The sequence below is a fragment of the Streptomyces sp. NPDC088116 genome (genome assembly GCF_044741745.1).
Taxonomy (GTDB): Bacteria; Actinomycetota; Actinomycetes; order Streptomycetales; family Streptomycetaceae; genus Streptomyces.
Map to the genome: position 1 here is coordinate 450,452 of NZ_JBIUTF010000001.1, position 24,422 is coordinate 474,873.

Below are 24,422 nucleotides of genomic sequence, written 5' to 3' on the forward strand. Positions count from 1 at the left end.
CCTTCCGTCGTCACTTGGAGACGTTGGCGGCCGGAGCGTCGTCGCCCAGGAGCTTGCCGTCCGAGGTCTCGAACTGACGCTTGAAGGCGGCGATGGCGTCACCGACGGACTGGATCGTGTCGTCCGACATCTTGGCGCCCTCGGCGATGCTGGTCAGCAGTTCCTTGCGCTCGCGGCGCAGGTACTCCAGCAGCTCGGTCTCGAAGCGACGGATGTCGAGGACCGGTACGTCGTCCATCTTGCCGTTGGTGCCGGCCCAGACGGAGACGACCTGCTCCTCCACCGGGAACGGCGCGTACTGCGGCTGCTTCAGCAGCTCGACCATGCGCTTACCGCGCTCCAGCGACGCCTTGGAGGCCGCGTCCAGGTCGGAACCGAAGGACGCGAACGCCTCCAGCTCGCGGTACTGGGCGAGGTCCACACGCAGTCGGCCGGAGACCTGGCGCATGGCCTTGTGCTGGGCCGAACCGCCGACTCGGGAGACCGAGATACCGACGTTCAGCGCGGGCCGCTGGCCGGCGTTGAACAGGTCGGACTCCAGGAAGCACTGTCCGTCGGTGATGGAGATGACGTTGGTCGGGATGAACGCCGACACGTCGTTGGCCTTCGTCTCGACGATCGGGAGACCCGTCATCGAACCGGCGCCCATCTCGTCGGAGAGCTTGGCGCAGCGCTCCAGGAGACGCGAGTGCAGGTAGAAGACGTCGCCCGGGTAGGCCTCACGGCCCGGCGGACGGCGCAGCAGCAGGGACACGGCGCGGTAGGCGTCGGCCTGCTTCGAGAGGTCGTCGAAGATGATGAGGACGTGCTTGCCCTCGTACATCCAGTGCTGGCCGATGGCCGAACCGGTGTACGGCGCCAGGTACTTGAAGCCGGCCGGGTCGGACGCGGGGGCGGCGACGATCGTCGTGTACTCGAGCGCGCCCGCCTCCTCCAGCGCACCGCGCACGGACGCGATGGTGGAGCCCTTCTGGCCGATGGCGACGTAGATGCAGCGGACCTGCTTCTTGGTGTCGCCGGAGCGCCAGTTGTCGCGCTGGTTGATGATCGTGTCGACGGCAAGAGCGGTCTTGCCGGTCTGCCGGTCACCGATGATCAGCTGACGCTGGCCACGGCCGATCGGCACCATGGCGTCGACAGCCTTGTAGCCGGTCTGCATCGGCTCGTGGACCGACTTACGGACCATGACGCCCGGAGCCTGAAGCTCCAGGGCGCGGCGGCCCTCGGTCTCGATCTCGCCGAGGCCGTCGATCGGGTTGCCGAGCGGGTCGACAACGCGACCGAGGTAGCCCTCGCCGACAGCGACCGAGAGGACCTCGCCGGTACGGGTGACCGACTGGCCTTCCTCGATACCGCTGAACTCACCGAGGATGATCGAACCGATCTCGCGCTCCTCGAGGTTGAGGGCGAGACCAAGGGTGCCGTCCTCGAACTTCAGCAGCTCGTTCGCCATGGCCGAGGGCAGACCCTCGACCTTGGCAATGCCGTCTCCGGCCACGCTGACCGTACCGACCTCCTCGCGCGAGGCCGCGTCCGGCTTGTACGACTGGACAAAGTTCTCCAGCGCGTCCCGGATCTCCTCCGGCCGGATCGTGAGCTCCGCCATCTGGGTTCCCTGCTCTCCTTGTTGGGCCCGAAGTTTCTTTGGGGGTCTGGGGATGACCCCAGGAATCTTCTGCAATCTCTGCACGGCCCAACCGGGCCGCTGGTCTTCTTGTTCTGTTGCCGTCGGCGTTGTCGCCTGCCGCCGGCGTTGCGCCTGCCGTCAGCCCGCGAGCCGCCGGGTCGCCTCGTCGATACGGTCCGCGACCGTGCCGTTGATGACCTCGTCACCGACCCGCACCGACACCCCGCCGAGGACCTCGGGGTCCACGTCCAGGTTCAGATGCATCGGGTGGCCGTACAGCTTGGCCAGGGCCGCGCCGAGGCGCCGCTTCTGGCCCTCGGTGAGCGGCACCGCCGAGGTGACGACGGCGACCATCCGGTCCCTGCGCGCCGCGGCGAGCCGGGACAGGGTCTGGAGACCCGCTTCCAGGCTACGTCCCCGGGGCTGCGTCACAAGACGCACGACCAGGCGTTCGGTGGTCGGGTTGGCCCGCCCGCCGAGGAGGCTGTGCAGCAGCTCGGTCTTGGCGGAGACCACGGCCGACCTGTCGGTCAGCGCGGCACGCAGTCCGGTGCTGGACTCGACGATCCGGCCGAACCGGAACAGCTCGTCCTCCACGTCGTCCAGCGTGCCGGACCGCTCCGCGGCGGTCAGCTCGGCGGTGGCGGACAGCTCCTCCACCGAGTCGACCAGGTCGCGCGGCTGCGACCAGCGGGACCGGACCATGCCGGAGACCAGGTCCGCGGCGGGACCGCCCACCTGACCGCTCAGCAGCCGTCCGGCCAGCTCGGCCTTGGCCTCGCCGGCCTGCGCCGGGTCGGTCAGGACCCGGCGCAACGACACCTCGCGGTCGAGCAGCGCGGTGACGGCGGCCAGCTCGTCGGCGAGCTTCGCCGCGTCGACCGACGTACTGTCGGTCAGCGCGTCGAGACGCTCGCGCGCGGCAGCCAGCGCCTCGCGGCTCGCTCCGTGCATCGTCATCGGGCCGCCTCAACCGTCGAAGCGTTCTCCTCGAGCTCGTCGAGGAAGCGGTCGACGGTACGGCTCTGCCGGGCGTGGTCCTCGAGGGACTCACCGACCAGCTTGCCGGCCAGATCGGTGGCGAGCTTGCCCACGTCCTGACGCAGCGCGCTGGCCGCGGCCTTGCGGTCCGCCTCGATCTGGGCGTGCCCGGCGGCGACGATCTCTTCCCGCTGCCGCTGACCTTCCGCCTTCATCTCCTGGATGATGACGGTGCCCTGCTCGGTCGCCTCCTGGCGGAGACGGGCGGCCTCGTGGCGGGCCTCGGCGAGCTGGGCCTTGTACTGCTCCAGGACGCTCTGCGCCTCGGTCTTGGCCTCCTCCGCCTTCTCGATGCCACCCTCGATGGCCTCGCGGCGCTCTTCCAGAACCTTGTTGATGTTCGGGAGGAGCTTCTTGGCGAGGAAGAAGAAGACGATGGCGAAGGCGATCAGCCCGACGAGGAGCTCCGGTCCGGGCGGGATGAGCGGGTTCTGCTGCTCCTCCGCCGCCAGGGATACCAGCGCGTTCACATCAGTGCCTTTCGTCGTAATGGGCTATGAATCCCAGAACGTCAGCCGTTGTAGACGAACGGCATGACGATGCCGATCAGCGCGAGCGCCTCACAGAAGGCGAAGCCGAGGATCTGGTTGGTGCGGATGAGGCCGGCGGCCTCGGGCTGACGGGCCAGCGCCTGGGTGCCGTTACCGAAGATGATGCCGACGCCGACGCCGGGGCCGATGGCCGAGAGGCCATAACCGATGGAGCCCAGGGCCGAGAGCTTGTTGATGTCACCGGTAAGAGCGGCGAGGTTCGAGAGAGCGGACATGCCGGTTCTTCCTTCTCTTTCACGGACCGGTGGGGGTTGGCCACCGGACGACAGGGGGTGAGTGTGGAGCGGGCTCAGTGGCTCTTGGCGACTGCGCCCTGCAAGTAGGTGCAGGCCAGGAGTACGAACACGTAGGCCTGGATGGCCTGGACGAACAGCTCGAAGACGATCATGCCCATGGTCATCACGAACGAGACGCCGGCGGCCGGGATCAGGAAGCCGTTCAGCAGGTACCAGCTGGCGACGGTGAACATCACGAGCAGCAGGTGACCGGCGAACATGTTGGCGAAGAGCCGGACCATGTGCGTGAACGGCCGGACGAGGACGTTCGAGAAGAACTCGATGACCACGACGAGCGGCAGGACCGGGCCGAGCGACTTGTCGTAGCCGGTGACGTTCTTGAGTCCGCCGACGAATCCGTGGCGCTTGAACGTCACGGACATCCACATCAGGTACACGATGATCGCGAGACCGGCCGGGTAGGCGATGACCGAGGCGACCGGGAACTGGGCGAGCGGAACGACCGACCAGATGTTCATGATCCAGATGAAGAAGAACAGCGAGACCATGAACGGTACGTACTTCTCGCCCTCGCGCTTGCCCATCGTCTCGTAGACGATGCCGCGGCGGACGAAGTCGTAACCGGCCTCACCGATCATCTGGACCTTGCCGGGGATCAACTTCGGCTTGTTGAAAGCCATCCAGAAGAAGCCGACCACGATCATCGAGGCGAGCAGCGCCAGAAGCATCGTCTTGTTGAAGTAGAAGCCGCCGACCTCGGCGATCGGCTTGAAGAGGAAGGAGTGCAGGCCCGGAGCCGGAAAGCCGCAGCCGTTGTCGGCCAAAATGCGGCAACTCCAGTCGAAGGCGAGCGTCGTCTGGTCAGCACTCACCGCGGGCTCCTTCAGAGTGGCGCATAGGTACGGCAACCTCGTTGTGTCGGTGCGGCGCAGGGCCGCGGTTCGGCACCGGACAGGTCTTACAGGTGTGGGAGCGGCAGCTCTCGGGCTTCAAGCCTCGCGTGAGAACAGGCGTCAGCTCAGATGCCCGCGCCCGCAATGCCGCAGTTGAAACCGGACGATAGCAGGGTCCCGTGCGGGTACTTATCCCGGCCCTACCTCTCACGCCGACGACCCCGTCTTCTCGGCCTTACCGGCGGTCGAAGACTCGGGTTCGACGTAAAGGATCTTGGCCTTCATGTGTGCACGCGCCTGAGCGGAAACCCAAGCGACGGTCGCCACGATCAAGGTGATGGCGAACGCCCTCGGGTGGAACAGGGTGGTGTTCTTGAACAGGGCCATGAAGATGAACAGCAACAGCAGCTGGGCCGTATAGAGCATCAGCCCCATCGCCTGGAACAACTGCGGGAGCGACTTCGCCGTCCGCTGGAGGACCACAAGACCGATACCCATGAAGAGGATGACCACCAGCGTGCCGACGGCGGCTCCCAGAGCTCCCTTCCCACCCGCGACCACACCACTGACCACGGCGGCGACAACGCCGACGGCGGCAGTGGGTACGGCGGTGTGAAGGAGGTTCCGGACGTCGTTGGACGGCATGGCGGCAGCTCCGCTGAATGGGTGGGGCAGTGGGGCAGATGGCGTCGTCATGGACGAGAGTAGGCCCGGTCCGAGAGGAAGATTCTCGGGCCAACGGACCGTCGCACTACGGTCCTTCGGCTCTGTCGCCGGGTCTCGTGAACAGTATCACAAACTATTTGATGAGGTCTTTACCATGGCGGTGTGCTAACTGTCACACATGAGAGTGAACGCGCGCGTGTGTGCAGTGCGGCGCGACACTTTGTCTGGTAATGACCATCGGCGCGAAGAATAACCTGCCGGTCAATTACGGAAACCGGCCTTCCACCGGTCGGGAACACGCGAACGGGCGCCCAGCGCGGTAGCGCCGTTGACGCCGGCGGGAACAGGCGTACGCTCCCCGGGCTCCGCCGGCAGCGCCTGCGGCCCGCACGGCGCACCGACGGCCTCGGGAACGCTCTCCCCGCCGACGGCCTCGGGCACCTCGGCGACCCGGCGGCGCCGGTACCGCGGCGGCACGATGGACTGCGCCCAGAGCGGGGCCCGCGGTGTGAAGCGCGGCAGCAGCAGAAGCACCAGGCCCACCGCGCTCAGCCCGACGACGATCAGCAGGATCCACATCGACGCCGAGTGCACCGAGTAGGCGACCACTCCGAACGCGATCAGCGCCGACCAGAAGTACATGATCAGGACCGACCTGCTGTGCGAGTGCCCGATGTCCAGCAGCCGGTGGTGGAGGTGGCCCCGGTCGGCGGCGAACGGCGACTTGCCGTTCCAGGCACGGCGTACGACGGCCAGCACCAGGTCCGCGAACGGGATCGCGATGATCGTCATCGGCAGCAGCAGCGGGATGAAGACGGGCAGCGCCGCGTGGGTGGCCTGCCGGGTGGAGCCCTCGAAGACGGCCAGGGCGTCCATGTCGACCTGCCCGGTCACCGAGATCGCGCCCGCGGCGAGCACCAGACCGATCAGCATCGATCCCGAGTCGCCCATGAAGATCCGCGCCGGATGCATGTTGTGCGGCAGGAAGCCCACGCACATCCCCATCAGGATGGCGGCGAAGAGCGTGGCGGGGGCGGCCGCCTCGATACCGTACCCGTACCAGATCCGGTACGCGTACAGGAAGAAGGCCGCGGAGGCGAGACAGACCATCCCGGCCGCGAGACCGTCGAGACCGTCCACGAAATTGACCGCGTTGATGGTGATCACGACCAGCGCGACGGTCAGCAGGGTGCCCTGCCAGTCGGTCAGCGAGACCATGCCGATACCGGGCACCGGGATCCACAGGATCGTCAGACCCTGCATGACCATCACACCCGCGGCGATCATCTGCGCGCCCAGTTTGATCAGCGCGTCGATCTCGAACTTGTCGTCCAGGACACCGACCAGCCAGATCAGCGCGGCGCCGGACAGCAGCGCGCGCGGCTCGTTGGACAGCTCGAAGACCCCGTTGAGGTTCTGCAGGTTGTCGGCCACGAGCAGTCCGGCACACAGGCCGAAGAACATGGCGATGCCGCCGAGCCTCGGCGTCGGTTCGCGGTGAACGTCACGTGCGCGGATCTCCGGCATCGCTCCGGCCGCGATGGCGAACTTCCGCACCGGACCGGTCAGCAGATAAGTCACCGCAGCCGTCACGCAGAGCGTCAGCAGGTAATCACGCACGGGCTGCCCCACAGGAATCGCTGGCCATCTCAGCCCCACACACTAGCCCGCGCGAGAGCCCCTGTTGGAAACCGAGTCGCCATATGAACAGGGACGACCGACCGAGCGCCATGGTTTCACGGCTTCCCGCAACCGTCCCCCGCAGTCAGGAAACGGTCCCATACGGCGGAAAAAGCCCCACCAGCTCCCGCACCCCGTCGCGGACGCCACGCGCCTCGTCACCGCCCTCGCGCAACGCCGAGGCGAAGAGAGCCGCGATCCTCGTCATTTCCGCCTCAGACATGCCCTGAGTGGTCACGGCGGCGGTCCCCAGCCGGATGCCGCGCCCGTCCACGTACGGCAGCGCGCAGGTGTCCAGCACGATCCCGGCCGCCGCGAGCCGGCCGCGGGCCGTCCTGCCGTCCACCCCCAGGGGTGACGGATCCGCGGTGATCAGATGAGTGTCCGTACCGTCCGTGGTGATCAGGAAACCCTCCGCCGCCAGCGCCTTCGCGAGAGCGCGCGCGTTGGCGACGACCTGATGCGCGTACGCCGTGAACGCCGGAGCCGCCGCCTCGCCGAAGGCGACGGCCTTGGCCGCGATCGTGTGCATCTGCGCGCCCCCCTGCGTGAACGGGAACACCGCGCGGTCCACCCGCTCCGCCAGCTCCGCGCCGCAGAGGACCATGCCGCCCCGCGGCCCGCGCAGCACCTTGTGTGTCGTCGCGCACACGACATCCGCGTACGGCACCGGACTGGGCGCCGCTCCCCCGGCGACCAGCCCGATCGGGTGGGCGGCGTCCGCGATCAGATACGCGCCGACATCGTCCGCGATGTCCCGGAACGCGGCGTAGTCGATATGCCGCGGATACGAGATCGAACCGCACACGAGCGCCGTGGGCCGGTGTGCCCGCGCCAGCCGGCGGACCTGCGCGTAGTCGATGAGCCCCGTCTCCGGTACGACCCCGTACCCGACGAAGTCGAACCAGCGCCCCGAGAAATTGACGGGCGCGCCATGCGTGAGATGCCCCCCGTACGGCAGCCCCATGGCCAGCACCGTGTCCCCGGGCTTCAGCAGGGCCGCGTAGGCGGCGAGGACGGCGGAGGAGCCGGAGTGCGACTGTACGTTCGCGTGCTCGGCGCCGAAGAGCGCCGTGGCCCGCGTGATCGCGACCCGCTCGGCTGCGTCGGCGAACTCGCAGCCGCCGTGGTGCCGGGCGCCGGGATACCCCTCGGCGTACTTGTTGGCGAGGGAGGATCCGAGGGCGGCGAGGACGGCGGGCGAGGTGAAATTCTCGGCGGCGATCAGCTGAAGGGAGGTGGCCTGCCGGTTGGCCTCGCCGAGAACGACTTCGGCCATCTCGGGATCCTGCCGGAGCAGGGTGTCCGGCGACTGGGCTGCGCTGACGACCGGCATGACGAGCTCCGGACCTCGAAGGTTGGTGCCTCTCCAAATGTAGGCCGCTACGAGAACGAATGCCCGGCAACGGACGGACGGAGATCCGGCGGGAGGGGGCCGGGCCGCAGGAGGTGACGTGTCCGGACGTAAAGCGTGATGTGTGCCGCAGACCCGGCCCGCACCCGGAAAACAACCCGCACGCGGCGCAGATCATGCAGTCCGGACACGCACCTCCGGAGGCACATGTCCGGACGACAACGCACCGCACCCCGGACCGGGCCCCCGCCGGGAGGCGAGACGCTACGCCGAGACCCCCGTGAGCGCCGTGACCACCGGATCCAGCGCCTGATGGATCTCGTCGCCGATCGAGCGGAAGAACGTGATCGGCGCCCCGTACGGGTCGTACACCTCGTCCGCGTCCACCGTGGGGGCCAGCAGCCACCCCCGCAGCGCCGCCGCCGCCCGTACCAGCGCGCGCGCACGTTCGACCACGCCGTCGTCGAGGGGGTCGGGCAGCGTCGCCGGGTCTATGGCCCGTACGAGCCGGGTGAACTCCTTGAGCGTGAAGGTGCGCAGCCCGGCGGAGTGGCCCATGGAGATCACCTGGGCCCGGTGGTCGCGGGTCGCGGTGAGGACCAGGTCGGCGCGGATGACGTGTTCGTCGAGCAGTTCGCGGCCGACGAAGCCGGACGCGTCGGCGCCGAAGTCGCTGAGCACGGCCTCGGCGTTGGACTCCATGGGGGCGCCCTCGTGGCCCCAGGTGCCCGCGCTCTCCACGATCAGGCCGCCCGTGAGGCGCTCGCCGAGACGGACGGTCAGGGCATGTCTGTTCAGCCGCTCGGTGATGGGCGAGCGGCAGACATTGCCGGTACTGACGTGGAGGATGCGGAAGGTGCTGCCGGTGTGTGTGGTCTCCGCTATGCCACGCCCCTCAGGGGCGGTCAATTGGCCACCTCGAGGTCGGGGACCACCTTGCGGAGCTCCTCCGCGTCGATGGCGCCGGCCCGCAGCAGCAACGGGACCTCGCCGGTGACGTCCACGATCGCGGAAGGAACGATTCCGGGCGTCGGGCCGCCGTCGAGGTAGACGGAGACGGAGTCCCCGAGCATCTGCTGGGCGGCGTCGCAGTCCTCGGGGGACGGGTGCCCGGTGAGGTTGGCGCTGGAGACGGCCATCGGGCCGACCTCGGTGAGGAGTTCGATGGCCACGGGGTGCAGCGGCATCCGGATCGCCACCGTGCCGCGGGTGTCGCCGAGGTCCCACTGGAGCGACGGCTGGTGCTTGGCGACCAGGGTGAGGGCGCCGGGCCAGAACGCGTCGACCAGTTCCCAGGCCTGCTCGGAGAAGTCGGTGACCAGACCGTGCAGGGTGTTCGGGGAGCCGATCAGGACGGGGGTGGGCATGTTGCGCCCGCGGCCCTTGGCGTCCAGCAGGTCGGACACGGCCTCGGAGCTGAAGGCGTCCGCGCCGATCCCGTACACGGTGTCGGTGGGCAGCACGACCAGTTCACCGCGGCGTACGGCCGACGCGGCCTCGCGCAGACCTGTGGAGCGGTCGGTCGCGTCGTTGCAGTCGTATCGCCGTGCCATCAGCCTGACTCCTCTTTTTTTAAGGGCTCGGTTCGCCTCCGGGGCGCCGCAAGCCACTGTCGACGGTCGACCGTGCTCGGTTCGCTCGTTCCTCACAAACCCGCGCGCGCTCTCCCTTACGACAGCGGCGCGCCCCTTCGGCTCACTCGCCGGGGCAAGCGGGGCACCCAGGCCGGAACAGGCACCGAACGCCGTCGCCGCCGGGGCAAGCGGCGGCGCACCCAAAACGGACCGGGCACCGGCCCCCGCCCCAGGGCGTGTTGCGAACGCGACGACCGTCCGCGCCGTCACGGCATCGCCTTGCGCGCCGTGGCGAACCGTGGCCGCTTGTTCAGGTCGGGGTGGTCCGCCGCGTCCGCCCAGCCGGATTCCTCGCTGAAGATCCACGGGACCTGTCCGCCCTGGGTGTCCGCGTGTTCGATGACGACCAGGCCGCCGGGCCGCAGCAGCCGGTGCGCGGTGCGTTCGATGCCGCGGATCGTGTCGAGGCCGTCCTCGCCGGAGAAGAGGGCCATCTCCGGATCGTGGTCACGGGCCTCGGGGGCGACGTACTCCCATTCGGTCAGCGGGATGTACGGCGGGTTGGAGATGACCAGGTCGACCTGGCCGTCATAGTCGGGCAGGGCGCTCAGGGCGTCGCCCCGGTGCACGGTGACCCTGGAACCCTCGGCGTTCTTCCGGGTCCAGTGCAGGGCGTCCTCGGACAGTTCCACGGCGTGCACGCGGGAGCGCGGCACCTCCTGGGCCATGGCGAGCGCGATCGCGCCGGAGCCCGAGCACAGGTCCACGATGAGCGGCTCGACGACGTCCATCGCCCGGACCGCGTCTATCGCCCAGCCGACGACGGATTCGGTCTCGGGGCGCGGTACGAAGACCCCGGGGCCCACCTGGAGTTCCAGGTAGCGGAAGAAGGCGCGTCCGGTGATGTGCTGGAGCGGTTCACGGGCCTCGCGGCGGGCGACGGCCTCCCAGTAACGGGCGTCGAAGTCCGCGTCCCTGACGTTGTGCAGCTCTCCCCGCTTGACGCCGTGCACGTACGCGGCGAGTTCCTCCGCGTCGAAGCGCGGTGAGGGCACGCCCGCGTCGGCCAGCCGCTGGGTGGCCTGGGCCACCTCGGCGAGCAGCAGGCTGCGGGGGACGGGCCCGCGGCGGAGCCGCTGAGGGTCGCTGTGCCCCCCAGAATGTGGCTGCACGCTGGTTCCTCCGGACTGCGAGAGTGGTTGCTGGGGGGTTACTGGGCGGCGGCGAGCTTCGCGGCGGAATCGGCGTCGACGCAGGCCTGGATGACGGAGTCCAGCTCACCGTCGAGCACCTGGTCCAAGTTGTACGCCTTGAAACCGACCCGGTGGTCCGAGATCCGGTTTTCCGGGAAGTTGTACGTACGGATCTTCTCGGACCGGTCGACCGTACGGACCTGGCTGCGCCGCGCGTCGGCGGCCGACTTCTCCGCTTCCTCCTGGGCCGCGGCGAGGAGTCGTGAGCGCAGGATACGCAGAGCCTGTTCCTTGTTCTGGAGCTGGCTCTTCTCGTTCTGGCAGGAGGCGACGACCCCGGTCGGCAGGTGCGTGATGCGGACGGCGGAGTCGGTGGTGTTGACGGACTGGCCACCGGGTCCCGAGGAGCGGTAGACGTCGATGCGCAGGTCGTTGGCGTGGATCTCGACGTCGACCTCCTCGGCCTCGGGGGTGACGAGCACACCGGCGGCCGAGGTGTGGATGCGGCCCTGGGACTCGGTGGAGGGCACGCGCTGCACGCGGTGCACCCCGCCCTCGTACTTCAGCCGGGCCCAGACGCCCTGTCCGGGCTCGGTGGCGCCGTTGCCGCCCTTGGTCTTCACCGCGACCTGGACGTCCTTGTAGCCGCCCAGCTCGGACTCGGTGGCGTCGATGATCTCGGTCTTCCAGCCGACGCGCTCCGCGTACCGCAGGTACATGCGCAGCAGGTCGCCGGCGAAGAGAGCGGACTCGTCGCCGCCCGCGCCCGCCTTGACCTCCAGGATCACGTCCTTGTCGTCGCTGGGGTCGCGCGGTACGAGCAGCAGCCGGAGCTTCTCGGTGAGCTGCTCGCGGGTCTTCTCCAGGTCCTTGACCTCGGCGGCGAAATCGGGGTCGTCGGCCGCGAACTCGCGGGCGGTCTCGATGTCGTCGCCGGTCTGCTTCCAGGAGCGGTACGTGGAGACGATCGGGGTGAGCTCGGCGTAACGCTTGTTGAGCTTGCGCGCGTTCGCCTGATCGGCGTGGACCGACGGGTCCGCGAGCTTGTTCTCCAGATCGGCGTGCTCGCCGATCAGGTCCTCGACCGCCTCGAACATCGGGGGCTCCTGGGTTCTTCGTACGAAGGTGCTTCGGGAAACGCGGCCACGGCAAAGCGCCGGTCTCGACGCCCCGGAAAAGGGGCGCCGAGAACCGGCGCAGATGACTCGCTACTTCTTGGCGGCGGCGGCCTTGCCGAAGCGGGCCTCGAAGCGGGCCACACGGCCACCGGTGTCGAGGATCTTCTGCTTGCCCGTGTAGAACGGGTGGCACTCGGAGCAGAGGTCGGCGCGGATGGTGCCCGACTCGATGGTGCTCCGGGTGGTGAACGACGCACCGCAGGTGCAGCTGACCTGGGTCTCGACGTACGTGGGGTGGATGTCGCGCTTCAAGGGATTCTCCTAGTTTCGGGAGGGCGCCGGGTCGTACGCGCGGATTGCTCGTACGTGAACCGGGGCCGACGGACCAGTCTGCCAGGACCGGCCGTATCTCCCAAAACGAGGGGGCGGCCGGATCTATTCCGGCCGCCCCGGCCTCGCGAATGCCGCCCCGGCCTCTGCCGCCCCGGCCTCGCGGAGGGTTCAGCGGTTCGTGACCACGCGGTCCGCGTCGCCCTTGTCCCCGGCCGAGTCCTTGGTGGCGGAGGCGGGGATCGGCCTGTCGTGCCGCAGGGCCGTCCAGACCTGCTGGGACGCCTTCTCCAGGGGCAGGACGCGGTTCCCGTCGTTCGGGTCGTACTGCACCGGGAGCGTGATCATCTTGACGTCGTCGGTGCCGAGGTTCTTCAGTCCCCCGGCGAAACCGACCAGCTTGTTGACCGAGTCGAGCTGGGAGTCGGGGGTGATCGCGCGGGTGGCGGTGTCGGCCACGTCGTACAGCTTCTTGGGGTTGCTGAACACGCCGACGCTCTTGACCTGGTTCATCAGCGCCTTGATGAACGCCTGCTGGAGCTGGATACGGCCGAGGTCACTGCCGTCGCCGACGCTGTGGCGGGTCCGCACGAGGCCGAGGGCCTTCTCCCCGTCGAGGGTGTGGGTGCCGGGGGCGAGCTTCAGATGACTCTTCGGGTCGTTGATCGACTCCGTGGTGGTGATCTTGACGCCGCCCAGGTCGTTGATGAGCGTCTTGAAACCGGTGAAGTCGACCTCGATGTAGTGGTCCATGCGGATGCCGGACATCTTCTCGACGGTCTTCACCGCACAGGCCGGGCCGCCGGCCTCGTACGCCGTGTTGAACATGGCCTCCTGCTCACCGGAGACGGTCTTGCCGTCGGAGTCGGTGCAGGCGGGGCGGTTGATCAGGGTGTCGCGCGGTACGGAGACCACACTGGCCTTCTTGTGGCCCTTGTAGATGTGGACGATCATCGCCGTGTCGGAGCGGGCGCCGCCCCCGTCCTCGCCGTACTTCGCGTTCGCGCCGGCGCGGGAGTCCGAGCCGAGTACGAGGATGTCCTCGGAGCCGTTGTCGGTGTTCGCCGGGCGGTCCCCGCCGAGCTGGGCGTTGATGTCGACGCCCTTCAGATTGCCGTCGAGCTTGAAGTACGCGTAGCCGAGTCCGGACCCGCCGACGAGTACCAGGGCCGCTGCGGACCACGCGGCGACAGTGGTGGCGCGGCTGCGCTTGCCGGGCGCCCTGCGGCGCTTGCCGCTGCCACGTATTCGGCTGTTGCTCCGGTCGGTCATGATCTCCCTTTTCCGTAGTCCTTTTCCCGCTACCTCCTGCCGTGATGTTGAAACACGCCCTCATTGACACGTGTACAGACAGTGAAGCACCAAGCAGGGTGGCACAGCACTCTGTGCCGCTCACCGCGGGCACCGCAGACGGGCCGGTACGGACCTCGGTGGCCGTTCTGCCGTTTCACCTGGGGTTTCGGTCCTGCGGGGCCACGACAGGCGCCCCTGAGCCCGGCCAGGAGGGTGTGGCAAACGTCTCGGCGGGGCTCGATGTGGCGGGACCGGGGCGCGATGCGCCTGGATGGTGGCGCCGTAACGCGAGAACCGCCCCGTCGCCTGGGCGACGGGGCGGTTCCGGGACGATCCGGATCAGTCGTTTCCGTTGCCGCTGCCGGCGCCGGGCGTCGTCTTCTGGATCTGGAGCAGGAACTCCGCGTTCGACTTCGTCTGCTTCATCTTGTCCAGGAGCAGCTCGATGGCCTGCTGCTGGTCGAGCGCGTGCAGCACCCGGCGCAGCTTCCAGACCACGGCGAGCTCGTCGCTGCCGAGCAGGATCTCTTCCTTGCGGGTGCTGGACGCGTCCACGTCCACCGCCGGGAAGATGCGCTTGTCCGAGAGCTTCCGGTCGAGCCTGAGCTCCATGTTGCCGGTGCCCTTGAACTCCTCGAAGATCACCTCGTCCATCCGCGAGCCGGTCTCGACCAGCGCGGTGGCCAGGATGGTCAGCGAACCGCCGTCCTCGATGTTGCGCGCCGCACCGAAGAAGCGCTTCGGCGGGTAGAGCGCGGTCGAGTCGACACCACCGGACAGGATGCGTCCGGAGGCGGGCGCGGCGAGGTTGTACGCACGGCCCAGACGGGTGATGGAGTCCAGCAGGACGACCACGTCGTGGCCCAGCTCGACGAGGCGCTTGGCGCGCTCGATGGCCAGCTCGGCGACGGTGGTGTGGTCCTCGGCCGGGCGGTCGAAGGTCGAGGAGATGACCTCGCCCTTGACCGACCGCTGCATGTCGGTGACCTCTTCGGGCCGCTCGTCGACGAGGACGACCATCAGGTGGCACTCGGGGCTGTTGACCGTGATCGCGTTGGCGATCGACTGGAGGATCATGGTCTTGCCGGTCTTCGGCGGGGCCACGATCAGACCACGCTGGCCCTTGCCGATCGGTGCGACCAGGTCGATGATCCGCGTGGTCAGCACGCCCGGGTCGGTCTCCAGACGGAGCCGGTCCTGAGGGTAGAGCGGGGTCAGCTTCTGGAACTCCGGGCGGCCGCGGCCGGTTTCGGGCGCCATGCCGTTGACCGTGTCGAGGCGGACCAGCGCGTTGAACTTCTCGCGGCGCTCGCCTTCCTTGGGCTGGCGCACCGCGCCGGTGGTGTGGTCGCCCTTGCGCAGGCCGTTCTTACGGACCTGGGCGAGGGACACGTACACGTCGTTGGGGCCCGGCAGGTAGCCGGAGGTCCTGATGAACGCGTAGTTGTCGAGGATGTCGAGGATGCCCGCGACGGGGATCAGCACATCGTCGTCGGCGACCTGCGGCTCGCCGGGGCCGAACTCGTCGCGGCCACGACGGCCGCGGCGGTCCCGGTAACGTCCGCGCCGGCCACGCCGGCCGCCCGCCTCGTCGTCGAAGTCGTCCTGCGGGCCGTTGTTCTGATTGCCGCTCTGGCTTCCGCCGCCGCGGTTGTCGCGCTGCTGGCGGCCGCCACCCTGCTGCTGGCCGCCCTGGCCGCCCTGCTGGTCGTCGCCCTTGCCCCGGCGGTCGCGCTGCCGGTCCCGGCGGTCCCCGCGGTCACGGTCGCCGCGCTCGCCCCGCTGGCCGCGGTCCTGGCGGTCGCCGCGCCGGCCGTCGGTGTCGCTCTGGGCGGTGCCCGTGCCGGACGCGGACACGGCGGTCTCGGCCTTGGTGTCGGGCTGGGCCTCGACCTTGACGTCGCCCTGGGCCTCGGCCCTGGTCTCCGTCTTGGTGTCGGGGCTGCCCGCCTGCGCGGTGGCCCGGCGACGACGGCGCTCGCCCGCGGGCTGGTCGTCGCTCGCGGGCTGGCCGGGGATGTCGATCTGCTGCTGGGACGCGGCCTTCTCGGCCTTGCCCGGCTTGTCCTCGGCGGCGCCTTCACCCGTACGGGCCTTGGAAGTTGCGCGGCGCTTGGGCTTGGTCTCGGCGGCGTCGGAGCCGCCCGCCTCGGCGCTCTTGGGCGCTGACGAGGAGCCGGCCTGCGCTTCCTTGATTACCTCGATCAACTGGCTCTTGCGCATCCGCGCGGTGCCCCTGATGCCGAGGCCGGACGCGACCTGCTGCAGCTCGGCCAGGACCATGCCCTCGAGGCCGGTGCCGGAGCGGCGGCGCCGTGCGGTGGTGCCAGTGGCAGCACCTGCGGCGGGCGCGGCGCTGTCGACGTTGCTGTCGGCAGTCACGCCCATCAGATCGGTGGTGTCGCTCACGAAGGGTCCTTCCCTGGAGCGGACGTCGGCCTTCTGGCTCGGCGACCGGTTGTGCTGTCCGACTGCGATCCCATCTTGTGGACCGTGCCGGGGCGGTGGTCCCGCCGGGTACGGCGGAGAAACATGCGGACGTGCAATGGGTCCGGCCCGAGGTCCCCCTGCTCGGCCCTCCGTGGAAATGAACGGGGGGTGTCGTGCCGGTTCCGGTGCGTGCTCAAAACTGCTCAGGCAGGCTGCTCAGGCAGTTGAGGAGGCTCCCGGAAGAAGGGTGGTCCCGATGTGGGACACGAAGCACCGCGCCTCAAAGACGTCGGGTGCAGACTTGAGGTTAACACTACCGGCTCCAACAAACATTCCCCCTCTCACTCACCGGCAATCCCGTGTGGCTACGAACCGAGCGGCAGAACGCTCGTTCCCGCGGCGTCGAGGGAGAGCCGGTTGGCCGCCCATCCCTCGCCCGCCAGCCGTGCGACCTTGTCGGCCACACCGTCCTCGACCAGCGCGAGCACCGTGGGGCCCGCACCGGAGATGACCGCGGGGACGCCGTCCGCGCGCAGTCGGTTGACCAGCGCGAGGCTCTGCGGCATCGCCGGGGAACGGTAGTCCTGGTGGATACGGTCCTCGGTGGCCGCGAGCAGCAGTTCGGGACGCCTGGTCAGGGCCTCCACGAGCAGGGCGGCGCGACCCGCGTTGAGCGCCGCGTCCACATGGGGGACCGTGCGCGGCAGCAGTCCACGGGCGGTCTCCGTGAGGACGGCCTTCCCGGGGACGAAAACCACCGGAACGACGGAACGCGCGGGCTCCATCCTGATGGCGCGGGCCGCTCCCCCGTCCATCCAGGCCAGGGTGAAACCGCCGAGCAGACAGGCGGCGACATTGTCGGGATGACCCTCGATCTCGGTGGCCAGCTCCAGCAGTGCCGCGTCGTCGAGCCGGGCGTCGCCGCCTATGGTCACCGCGCGGGCCGCGACGATCCCGGCGCAGATGGCGGCCGAGGAGGAGCCCAGGCCACGGCCGTGCGGGATGCGGTTGGCGCAGACGACCTCCAGGCCGCGCGGCTGTCCGCCGAGCAGGTCGAAGGCCGTGCGCAGGGAGCGCACGAGCAGGTGGTTCTCGTCACGGGGAAGCGTCTCGGCGCCCTCACCCGCGATGTCGACGTGCAGGCCGGAATCGGCGACGCGGACGACCACGTCGTCGTAGAGCCCCAGCGACAGGCCGAGGGCGTCGAAGCCCGGACCGAGATTGGCGCTGGTGGCGGGGGTGCGCACCCGTACGGCGGCGGCGCGGAACGCGGGACCGGCCATCGCTCTGACGACTCTCCTTGACTGCGAAATGTGGTGATTGCGAGATGTTCGAGGAGGTACGGAACACCCGAGGGCCACGTGGGCGACAACACCGCGGCATATGCGGCGGGCGAGTGAGGTACAGCCTATCGAAGGAAGGTTGCGTGGCGACATAGGGCGCACAGGAGGCGCACGATGCGTGTCGCATGCCTCACGTGCGCCGATGTCTGCCTTGTCCCCGCTTCGCCCGGGGCGCGGGTCCGGGGCCCGTTCACCGGCCCCGTACGGACACGTCCGGACGGTTCCGGCGACGGGGCGGGGCGCTCTCACCGGTCTTCGCGGGAGGCCGCGAAGACCGGTGGACGGGGCCCGGGTCGTGCCGGAACGCCGAGGTCAGGCGAGGCCGAGGCGCTCGGCCGCGGTGACCGCGTCGACCGGCACGGTGACCGGCTGGGGCGCTCCGGCGACCGCCCAGTCCGGGTCCTTGAGGCCGTTTCCGGTGACCGTGCAGACGATGCGCTGGCCGGGGTCGACCTTGCCCTCGTCGGCGGCCTTGAGCAGACCGGCGACGGAGGCGGCCGAGGCGGGCTCGACGAAGACGCCCTCCTGAGAGGCCAACAGGCGGTAGGCGGCCAGGATCTGCCGGTCCGTCACCTCGTCGATGAAGCCGCCGGACTCGTCACGGGCGGCCAGGGCGTACTGCCAGGACGCCGGGTTGCCGATCCGGATCGCGGTGGCGACGGTGTGCGGGTCCTTGACGATCTCGCCGCGCACGATGGGCGCGGAGCCGGAGGCCTGGAAGCCCCACATGCGCGGGGTGCGGGACGCGATGCCGTCGGCGGCGTACTCGGTGTACCCCTTCCAGTACGCCGTGATGTTGCCGGCGTTGCCGACGGGCAGCACATGGATGTCCGGGGCGTCGCGCAGCGCGTCCACGATCTCGAAGGCCGCGGTCTTCTGGCCCTCGATACGGACCGGGTTGACCGAATTGACCAGCGCCACCGGGTAGTTGTCGGAGAGCGAGCGGGCCAGTGTCAGACAGTCGTCGAAGTTGCCCTCGACCTGGAGGATCTTCGCGCCGTGGACCAGCGCCTGGCCCATCTTGCCGAGCGCGATCTTGCCCTGGGGCACGAGGACGGCGCAGACCATTCCGGCCCGTACGGCGTACGCCGCCGCCGAGGCCGAGGTGTTGCCGGTGGAGGCGCAGATCACCGCCTTGGCGCCCTCCTCCTTGGCCCGGGTGATGGCCATGGTCATGCCACGGTCCTTGAAGGAGCCGGTCGGGTTGGCGCCCTCGACCTTGAGATGCACCTCACAGCCCGTCCGCTCGGACAGCACCTGGGCGGGCACGAGCGGCGTACCGCCCTCGCGGAGCGTGACGACCGGCGTCGTGTCCGTCACCGGGAGGCGGTCCCGGTACTCCTCGATGATGCCCCGCCACTGGTGGGTGCCAATGCTGGTCATGGGTCCCTTACTCCCCTTCAACACGCATGATGCTGGCGACACCGCGGACGGTGTCGAGCTCGCGCAGTGCTTCGACGGTCCCGGAGAGGGCTGCGTCCTGCGCGCGGTGGGTGACGACGACGAGGGCTGCCTCGCCGTCCTTTCCCTTCTGACGGACGGTATCGATGGATACGCCGTGTTCGGCGAAGACCGTCGCCACCTGGGCGAGAACGCCCGGCTTGTCGGCCACGTCGAGGCTGATGTGATAGCGCGTCACGGACTCGCCCATGGGGCTCACGGGCAGCTGCGTGTACGCGGACTCACCGGGCCCGGTGGCCTCGTTGAGCTTGTTGCGGCAGACGGCGACGAGGTCGCCGAGCACGGCCGAGGCCGTCGGCGCGCCGCCCGCGCCGGGTCCGTAGAACATCAGCTGCCCGGCCGCCTCGGCCTCGACGAAGACCGCGTTGTACGCCTCGCGCACCGAAGCGAGCGGGTGGCTGAGCGGGATCATCGCCGGGTGGACGCGCGCGGTGACGGACCGGCCGTCGGCGGCGCGCTCGCAGATGGCGAGGAGCTTGACGGTGCAGCCCATGCGCTGGGCGGAGGCGAGGTCGGCGGCGGTGACCTCCGTGATGCCCTCGCGGTGCACGTCGTCGAGGCGTACGCGGGTGTGGAAGGCGATCCCGGCGAGGATGGCGGCCTTGGCGGCGGCGTCGAAGCCCTCGACGTCGGCGGTGGGGTCGGCCTCCGCGTAGCCGAGGGCGGTGGCCTCGTCCAGCGCTTCCGAGTAGCCGGCGCCCGCGGTGTCCATCCGATCGAGGATGAAATTGGTCGTGCCGTTGACGATTCCGAGCACGCGGTTGACCGTGTCACCCGCGAGGGACTCGCGCAGCGGCCGGATCAGCGGGATGGCGCCGGCGACGGCCGCCTCGAAATACAGATCCGCGCCGTGCCGGGCGGCGGCCTCGTAGAGGGTCGTGCCGTCCTCGGCGAGCAGCGCCTTGTTGGCGGAGACCACGGAGGCGCCGTGCTCGAACGCGGTGGTGATGAGCGTACGGGCGGGCTCGATGCCTCCGATGACCTCGACCACGACATCTATGTCACCGCGTTTGACCAGGGCGGTGGCATCGGTGGTGATCAGCGCGGGGTCGATGCCGTCGCGCACCCGGGAGGGGCGCCGGACGGCGACCCCGGCCAGTTCCACCGGGGCGCCTATCCGCGCGGCGAGGTCGTCGGCCTGCGTCGTCATGATGCGCGCCACCTCTGAGCCGACCACACCACAGCCCAGCAGCGCCACCTTCAGCGGACGCGTACGCATCATCCGACCTATGCCTTTCATTGAACCCAGCCGTTAAAAGCATGAATGCCAACCAGTCTCACGCAATGGACGGGAGTTTCTGTCCCCTGTCCAGATCGCGAGATATGAATTTCAGTCCCCGACATCGAGACGCAGGAGATCTTCCTCCGTCTCACGCCGGACGATCACCCGTGCCGCACCGTCGTTGACCGCGACGACGGGCGGGCGCAGTGCGTGGTTGTAGTTGCTCGCCATGGAGCGGCAGTACGCGCCGGTGGCGGGGACGGCGAGCAGGTCGCCGGGCGCCAGGTCGGCGGGCAGGAACGCGTCCCGTACGAGGATGTCGCCGCTCTCGCAGTGCTTGCCGACGACGCGCGTCAGCATCGCCTCCGCGTCGGAGCGGCGCGACACGAGCGCGACGGAGTACTCGGCGTCGTACAGGGCCGTACGGATGTTGTCGGACATGCCACCGTCCACACTGACATACGTACGCAGCCCTTCGAGCGGCTTGATGGTGCCGACCTCGTACAGGGTGAAGGCCGTGGGGCCGACGATCGCGCGCCCCGGCTCGACGGAGATACGGGGGGTGCGGAGCCCCGCGGACTCACACTCACGGGTGACGATGTCGCTGAGCGCCTTGGCGATCTCGTGCGGCTCACGCGGGTCGTCCTCGGACGTGTACGCGATACCGAGCCCGCCGCCGAGGTCGATCTCGGGCAGTTCCACGCCGTGCTCGTCGCGCACCTCGGCGAGCAGTTGCACGACCCGGCGGGCGGAGACCTCGAAACCGGCCATGTCGAAGATCTGCGAGCCGATGTGCGAGTGGATGCCGGTCAGCTCGATGCCGTCGAGCGTGAGGGCGCGCCTCACGGCCTCGGCGGCCTGCCCGTCGGCAAGCGCGATACCGAACTTCTGGTCCTCGTGGGCCGTGGCGATGAACTCGTGCGTATGGGCCTCGACGCCGACGGTCACCCGGATCTGGACGGGCTGGACCTTGCCGAGCCGCCGCGCGATGTGCGCGACCCGCACGATCTCCTGGAAGGAGTCGAGGACGATCCGCCCGACGCCGGCGGAGACGGCCCGCTCGATCTCCTCGGTGGACTTGTTGTTGCCGTGGAAGGCGATGCGCTCGGCGGGCATCCCGGCGGCCAGCGCGGTGGCGAGTTCGCCGCCGGAGCACACGTCGAGATTGAGCCCCTCCTCGTGCAGCCAGCGGACGATGGTCCGGGACAGGAACGCCTTGCCCGCGTAGAACACGTCCGCGTCCTTGCCGAAGGCATCGGCCCAGGCGCGGCAGCGGGCGCGGAAGTCGGCCTCGTCGAGGAAGTACGCGGGGGTGCCGAACTCCTCGGCCAGCCGGGTCACTTCGATGCCCGCGACGGTGGCCACGCCGTCGCCGTTCCGGCGGACCGTACGCGACCAGACCTTCTCGTCCAGGGCGTTGAGGTCGGCGGCGGGGGCGGAGTAGTGCCCCTCGGGGTAGACATCCGCGTGACGGGGGCCTGCGGGGTGTGCGGAACGGCTCATGTTCTTGGCTCTCTTGGTTCTTTTCAGAGGTGTTCTGGCGCGTCGATGCCGAGCAGGGACAGGCCGCCGGCCAGCACCGCCCCGGCGGCTTCGGCGAGCGCGAGCCGGGAACGGTGGGCGGCCGAGGGTTTCTCGTCACCGACGGGCAGCGGACTGGCGGTCTCCTGGAAGCGCAGGAAGGCCTCCGCGGTGTGCTCGAGATGGCGGGCGAGCCGGTCGGGCGCGCGCAGCCGTGCGGCGGCTTCGAGAGCGGCGGGGTGATCACCGAGGGCGGTGAGGAGCATGGCGGTCGTGGTGGCGGCGTGCGGGGTCGCGTACGCCTCGTACTCCGCGTACGCCGTGTGCTCCTCGTACTCCTCGTACCCCGTGTGCTCGGCCTCATCGGGGGTGATGCCGAACCGGGCCGCGTTCCGCGCCAGGGCGCGGGTGCGGGCGTACGCGTAGCGCACCCGGAAGAACGGGTTGCTCTCGCGCTGTACGAGCAGCTCGTCGCCCGTGTGCGGGTGATCGTGGGCGGCGGCCCGCAGCAGCGCCCAGCGGGCGGCGTCGGGGCCGAGCCGGGCGAAGAGGCCGCCGATGGCGAAGCCGTCGGCGGCGGGGACGGGCACGGGCCGGCAGCTCTCCGTGCCGCCGGGTATCACGGCCGCCGTGGCGCCCTGCGAGCGCAGCAGCCGGACGACGGTCTCCGTCCAGACCTCGGCGCGCAGTTCGTCGGCCGGGGCGAAGGCAGCGGTGGTTCCGGCGAGCGCGTCGCCGTGCCCGTAGCCCGTACCGGCCTTGAGCACCGTACGGACCAGCTCGCCGTGGCTGTCGTCGGCGAGGGTGAAGTTCAGGAAGCCGGGTCCGGTGACCTCGACCCGGGCGATACGCGGGTGCAGGGCCCCGGAGCGCACGATCTCGGCGCGCAGTATCCCGGCGACCTCGCGGGCCGTGAACCCGGTACGCCCGGCCATGCGCAGCGCGACATTGCTGGCGTAGTCGCCGACACCGCCGGGGCGGGGACGCTCGACCACGACCCGTTCGGGCACGGGCCCCGGGAGCGTGTCGTCCTCGACCGCGCGGCGTACGGCGTCCAACACGGTGCGGGACAGATCGGCGGGGGTCACGGCACCAGCGTATGGGAGGAGGGGTACCTCTTAGCGAACCGGTTTCGCGATGCGGTCAGCCCCGGGCGCTTTCCGCCCGCCCGGCGCCCTGTCTGCCGTCCACTCTGCCTTCCACGGGCGGCGGGCCCTCCCGGTGGGTCAGCCGTCGTATGAGCCGGACCAGCTCGGACGGTTCGAAGGGCTTGGCGAGGAAGGCGTCGACGCCGGCGGCGACGCCGGATTCCGTCTCGTACTGCGTACAGGCGCTGATGATCGCGATCGGCAGCCGGCTGGTCCGCGGATCGGCGCGCAGCCGGGCGGCGGCGGTCAGTCCGTCGAGGCGGGGCATCACCACATCGAGGGTGATCACATCGGGCCTGACCTCATGGACCACGTCCAGACATTCGGCACCGTCGGCCGCGGTCACGACCTCGAACCCCTCAAGTTCGAGATTGACCCTGATCAGCTGCCGGATGACCCTGTTGTCGTCGACAACGAGCACCCGGCCCGATGCGGCGGACACAACTCGAGAGTAGGTCCGACTCCGGTGCCGCGTCCCGGTTTTGCCCACTTACCCCCGGCGCGGTCGGCACGAGTGCGCCCCCTGTCGTCTTCGGAACTCTCCCTCCGAACTCGCCCTCGGGACAGCGCTTAGGCTCTCGGCATGGAGCAGAACGAAGTCATCCTCAGGGCCATCGGCGTTCTCACGCAGTCCGCGCAGTGGATCCGCAGCGCCGACCGGAATGACGACGGCCTCCGGGAGGACGACGGGCAGGGCGACGGGCAGGGCGACGGGCAGGGGGACCGGTCGGCCGGCAGGGATTCGGGCCGGGGCCAGATCGGCTCGCTCCTCGCCGAGGTCTTCCCCTCGTTCAAGGTCTCCCCCGACGCCACCCCGCTCGAGGCCGCGCACGCGGTGACCGAGGCCTCGCTGCCGGCCATCATGCAGCTGATCGGCGCCTTCACCTATGTCTTCGCCGAGCTGGCCGAGGTCCACGACGCCGGACGTACGGACATCACCTCGGAGGAACTCCTGCGGGAGCTGGCACTGCGGATGTCACGCCCGAGCGACGACGCGTGACGTCCGGCCCGACCGGGCCGCACGACTGCGGTTCGACGGGCATCGGTCAGGCCGGGGCCCCTCAGATCTTGATGACGGTGACGCGCCTGCCGCACAGGGCAGTGAGATCCTCGGGGTCCGAGGTGAGCACGGTGACCGGGCCGGGCGCCGCGAGCGCGGTCGCGCCGACCATGGCGTCGATGGCGTACTTGTGGCCGTGCACGCCCGCATCGGCCAAGAGGGCACCCGCGTGGCGGGCGATGGATTCCGAGACAGGCTCGATGACGATGCGGGACAGGGACCATTCGAGGGCAGGGCGGTTGATCCTCGGGTGGACAACCTCGACGAGAGTGGCAGCGCTGGTGATCACCCGCATGTCAACCACACGCGCGGTCTCCAGCCACCTCGTGACGTCGCGGTCGCGCAGCACGGCCTTTGCCAGCCCCTCACTGTCCAGCACCATCGTGCCCCCCGTGATGGGGCGCGAGCGTGTCATGCGGCGTTCGTCCGGCGCGTGGGGTGCTGCTCGTCGCGAGCGCGTTGCAATTGATCCAGTGTGGCCTGAATCTCCTCCTCGGTCACCGGACCGTGCTCAGCCTCGGCCACGGCGATCAGTTCCGCGAGTTTGTCGCGCTCGACCTGACGGGCGACAGCTGCGGCTACATACGCGGAGAGCCCCGAAGGGCCACTACGGGCCCGAGCGTCTTCCGCGATGTCCCTCGGCATGGTGATCGAGTACTTCTGGGTAGGCTCGCTCATGCC

At 69.5% G+C, this 24,422-nt stretch carries 24 protein-coding genes; 1 reads left to right on the forward strand and 23 read right to left on the reverse strand.

The window, feature by feature from the left end; all coding sequences use genetic code 11:
- Positions 1 to 10 precede the first annotated feature (10 nt).
- The 21 genes from atpA to ACIOJD_RS02055 form a co-directional block, all read right to left on the reverse strand.
- Entirely contained in the window at positions 11 to 1,606 is a 1,596-nt protein-coding gene (gene atpA / locus ACIOJD_RS01955) for a F0F1 ATP synthase subunit alpha (protein WP_401877771.1), read from the reverse strand.
- A 159-nt stretch (positions 1,607 to 1,765) separates the two neighbouring features.
- Positions 1,766 to 2,581, reverse strand: coding sequence for a F0F1 ATP synthase subunit delta (locus ACIOJD_RS01960; protein ID WP_401908875.1), 816 nt, complete (start codon positions 2,579 to 2,581; stop codon positions 1,766 to 1,768).
- 2 nt (positions 2,582 to 2,583) lie between these two features.
- The gene (locus ACIOJD_RS01965) at positions 2,584 to 3,138 is read right to left on the reverse strand and encodes a F0F1 ATP synthase subunit B (RefSeq protein ID WP_401907728.1); all 555 of its coding nucleotides are present in this window, start codon (positions 3,136 to 3,138) and stop codon (positions 2,584 to 2,586) included.
- 41 nt (positions 3,139 to 3,179) lie between these two features.
- Positions 3,180 to 3,434: an ATP synthase F0 subunit C gene (gene atpE, locus ACIOJD_RS01970; protein ID WP_401907729.1), complete on the reverse strand. Its 255-nt coding sequence runs from the start codon at positions 3,432 to 3,434 to the stop codon at positions 3,180 to 3,182.
- A 74-nt stretch (positions 3,435 to 3,508) separates the two neighbouring features.
- Entirely contained in the window at positions 3,509 to 4,279 is a 771-nt protein-coding gene (gene atpB / locus ACIOJD_RS01975; RefSeq protein WP_401908878.1) for a F0F1 ATP synthase subunit A, read from the reverse strand.
- A gap of 276 nt (positions 4,280 to 4,555) precedes the next feature.
- Positions 4,556 to 4,993, reverse strand: coding sequence for a hypothetical protein (locus ACIOJD_RS01980; RefSeq protein ID WP_401877767.1), 438 nt, complete (start codon positions 4,991 to 4,993; stop codon positions 4,556 to 4,558).
- Positions 4,994 to 5,275: 282 nt separating this feature from the next.
- A complete protein-coding gene (locus ACIOJD_RS01985; RefSeq protein WP_401907730.1) occupies positions 5,276 to 6,634 on the reverse strand; it encodes an MraY family glycosyltransferase in 1,359 nt (452 codons plus the stop codon).
- A 145-nt stretch (positions 6,635 to 6,779) separates the two neighbouring features.
- Complete coding sequence (gene glyA, locus ACIOJD_RS01990) at positions 6,780 to 8,030, reverse strand: serine hydroxymethyltransferase (protein WP_401907731.1); 1,251 nt, start codon at positions 8,028 to 8,030, stop codon at positions 6,780 to 6,782.
- A gap of 282 nt (positions 8,031 to 8,312) precedes the next feature.
- Complete coding sequence (locus ACIOJD_RS01995) at positions 8,313 to 8,957, reverse strand: protein-tyrosine-phosphatase (RefSeq protein WP_401907732.1); 645 nt, start codon at positions 8,955 to 8,957, stop codon at positions 8,313 to 8,315.
- Positions 8,954 to 9,601: an L-threonylcarbamoyladenylate synthase gene (locus tag ACIOJD_RS02000; protein ID WP_401907733.1), complete on the reverse strand. Its 648-nt coding sequence runs from the start codon at positions 9,599 to 9,601 to the stop codon at positions 8,954 to 8,956. Before ACIOJD_RS02000 ends, ACIOJD_RS01995 begins: the two co-directional genes overlap by 4 nt.
- Before the next feature lie 287 nt (positions 9,602 to 9,888).
- A complete protein-coding gene (prmC, locus tag ACIOJD_RS02005) occupies positions 9,889 to 10,728 on the reverse strand; it encodes a peptide chain release factor N(5)-glutamine methyltransferase (RefSeq protein WP_401908881.1) in 840 nt (279 codons plus the stop codon).
- Positions 10,729 to 10,832: 104 nt separating this feature from the next.
- Positions 10,833 to 11,912: a peptide chain release factor 1 gene (prfA, locus tag ACIOJD_RS02010; protein WP_401907734.1), complete on the reverse strand. Its 1,080-nt coding sequence runs from the start codon at positions 11,910 to 11,912 to the stop codon at positions 10,833 to 10,835.
- Between the two features lie 111 nt (positions 11,913 to 12,023).
- Positions 12,024 to 12,245 (reverse strand): 50S ribosomal protein L31, encoded by a 222-nt coding sequence (gene rpmE, locus ACIOJD_RS02015; protein ID WP_161309761.1) that lies wholly within the window; start codon positions 12,243 to 12,245, stop codon positions 12,024 to 12,026.
- A 189-nt stretch (positions 12,246 to 12,434) separates the two neighbouring features.
- Complete coding sequence (locus ACIOJD_RS02020; protein WP_401907735.1) at positions 12,435 to 13,535, reverse strand: LCP family protein; 1,101 nt, start codon at positions 13,533 to 13,535, stop codon at positions 12,435 to 12,437.
- Positions 13,536 to 13,895: 360 nt separating this feature from the next.
- A complete protein-coding gene (rho, locus tag ACIOJD_RS02025; RefSeq protein WP_401907736.1) occupies positions 13,896 to 15,965 on the reverse strand; it encodes a transcription termination factor Rho in 2,070 nt (689 codons plus the stop codon).
- 386 nt (positions 15,966 to 16,351) lie between these two features.
- A complete protein-coding gene (thrB, locus tag ACIOJD_RS02030; RefSeq protein ID WP_401907737.1) occupies positions 16,352 to 17,269 on the reverse strand; it encodes a homoserine kinase in 918 nt (305 codons plus the stop codon).
- A 372-nt stretch (positions 17,270 to 17,641) separates the two neighbouring features.
- Positions 17,642 to 18,712 carry a threonine synthase gene (gene thrC, locus ACIOJD_RS02035; RefSeq protein ID WP_401907738.1) on the reverse strand — a complete coding sequence of 357 codons (1,071 nt, stop codon included), beginning with the start codon at positions 18,710 to 18,712 and terminating at the stop codon, positions 17,642 to 17,644.
- 7 nt (positions 18,713 to 18,719) lie between these two features.
- Complete coding sequence (locus tag ACIOJD_RS02040) at positions 18,720 to 20,012, reverse strand: homoserine dehydrogenase (RefSeq protein WP_401877745.1); 1,293 nt, start codon at positions 20,010 to 20,012, stop codon at positions 18,720 to 18,722.
- A 108-nt stretch (positions 20,013 to 20,120) separates the two neighbouring features.
- Entirely contained in the window at positions 20,121 to 21,515 is a 1,395-nt protein-coding gene (gene lysA, locus ACIOJD_RS02045) for a diaminopimelate decarboxylase (protein ID WP_401907739.1), read from the reverse strand.
- Between the two features lie 23 nt (positions 21,516 to 21,538).
- Complete coding sequence (gene nrtL / locus ACIOJD_RS02050) at positions 21,539 to 22,621, reverse strand: ArgS-related anticodon-binding protein NrtL (protein WP_401907740.1); 1,083 nt, start codon at positions 22,619 to 22,621, stop codon at positions 21,539 to 21,541.
- 55 nt (positions 22,622 to 22,676) lie between these two features.
- Positions 22,677 to 23,171, reverse strand: a complete 495-nt coding sequence (locus tag ACIOJD_RS02055; protein ID WP_401907741.1) for a response regulator — start codon at positions 23,169 to 23,171, stop codon at positions 22,677 to 22,679.
- A 93-nt stretch (positions 23,172 to 23,264) separates the two neighbouring features.
- Between ACIOJD_RS02055 and ACIOJD_RS02060 the strand changes: the two genes are divergently transcribed.
- Entirely contained in the window at positions 23,265 to 23,681 is a 417-nt protein-coding gene (locus ACIOJD_RS02060; RefSeq protein WP_401907742.1) for a hypothetical protein, read from the forward strand.
- Between the two features lie 61 nt (positions 23,682 to 23,742).
- Here ACIOJD_RS02060 and ACIOJD_RS02065 read toward each other — a convergent pair whose 3' ends face one another.
- Together ACIOJD_RS02065 and ACIOJD_RS02070 are read right to left on the reverse strand one after the other, a co-directional pair.
- The gene (locus ACIOJD_RS02065) at positions 23,743 to 24,156 is read right to left on the reverse strand and encodes a type II toxin-antitoxin system VapC family toxin (protein WP_401907743.1); all 414 of its coding nucleotides are present in this window, start codon (positions 24,154 to 24,156) and stop codon (positions 23,743 to 23,745) included.
- Positions 24,153 to 24,419: a CopG family transcriptional regulator gene (locus ACIOJD_RS02070; RefSeq protein WP_401907744.1), complete on the reverse strand. Its 267-nt coding sequence runs from the start codon at positions 24,417 to 24,419 to the stop codon at positions 24,153 to 24,155. The genes ACIOJD_RS02065 and ACIOJD_RS02070 overlap by 4 nt, the downstream gene beginning before the upstream one ends.
- Positions 24,420 to 24,422: the final 3 nt, after the last annotated feature.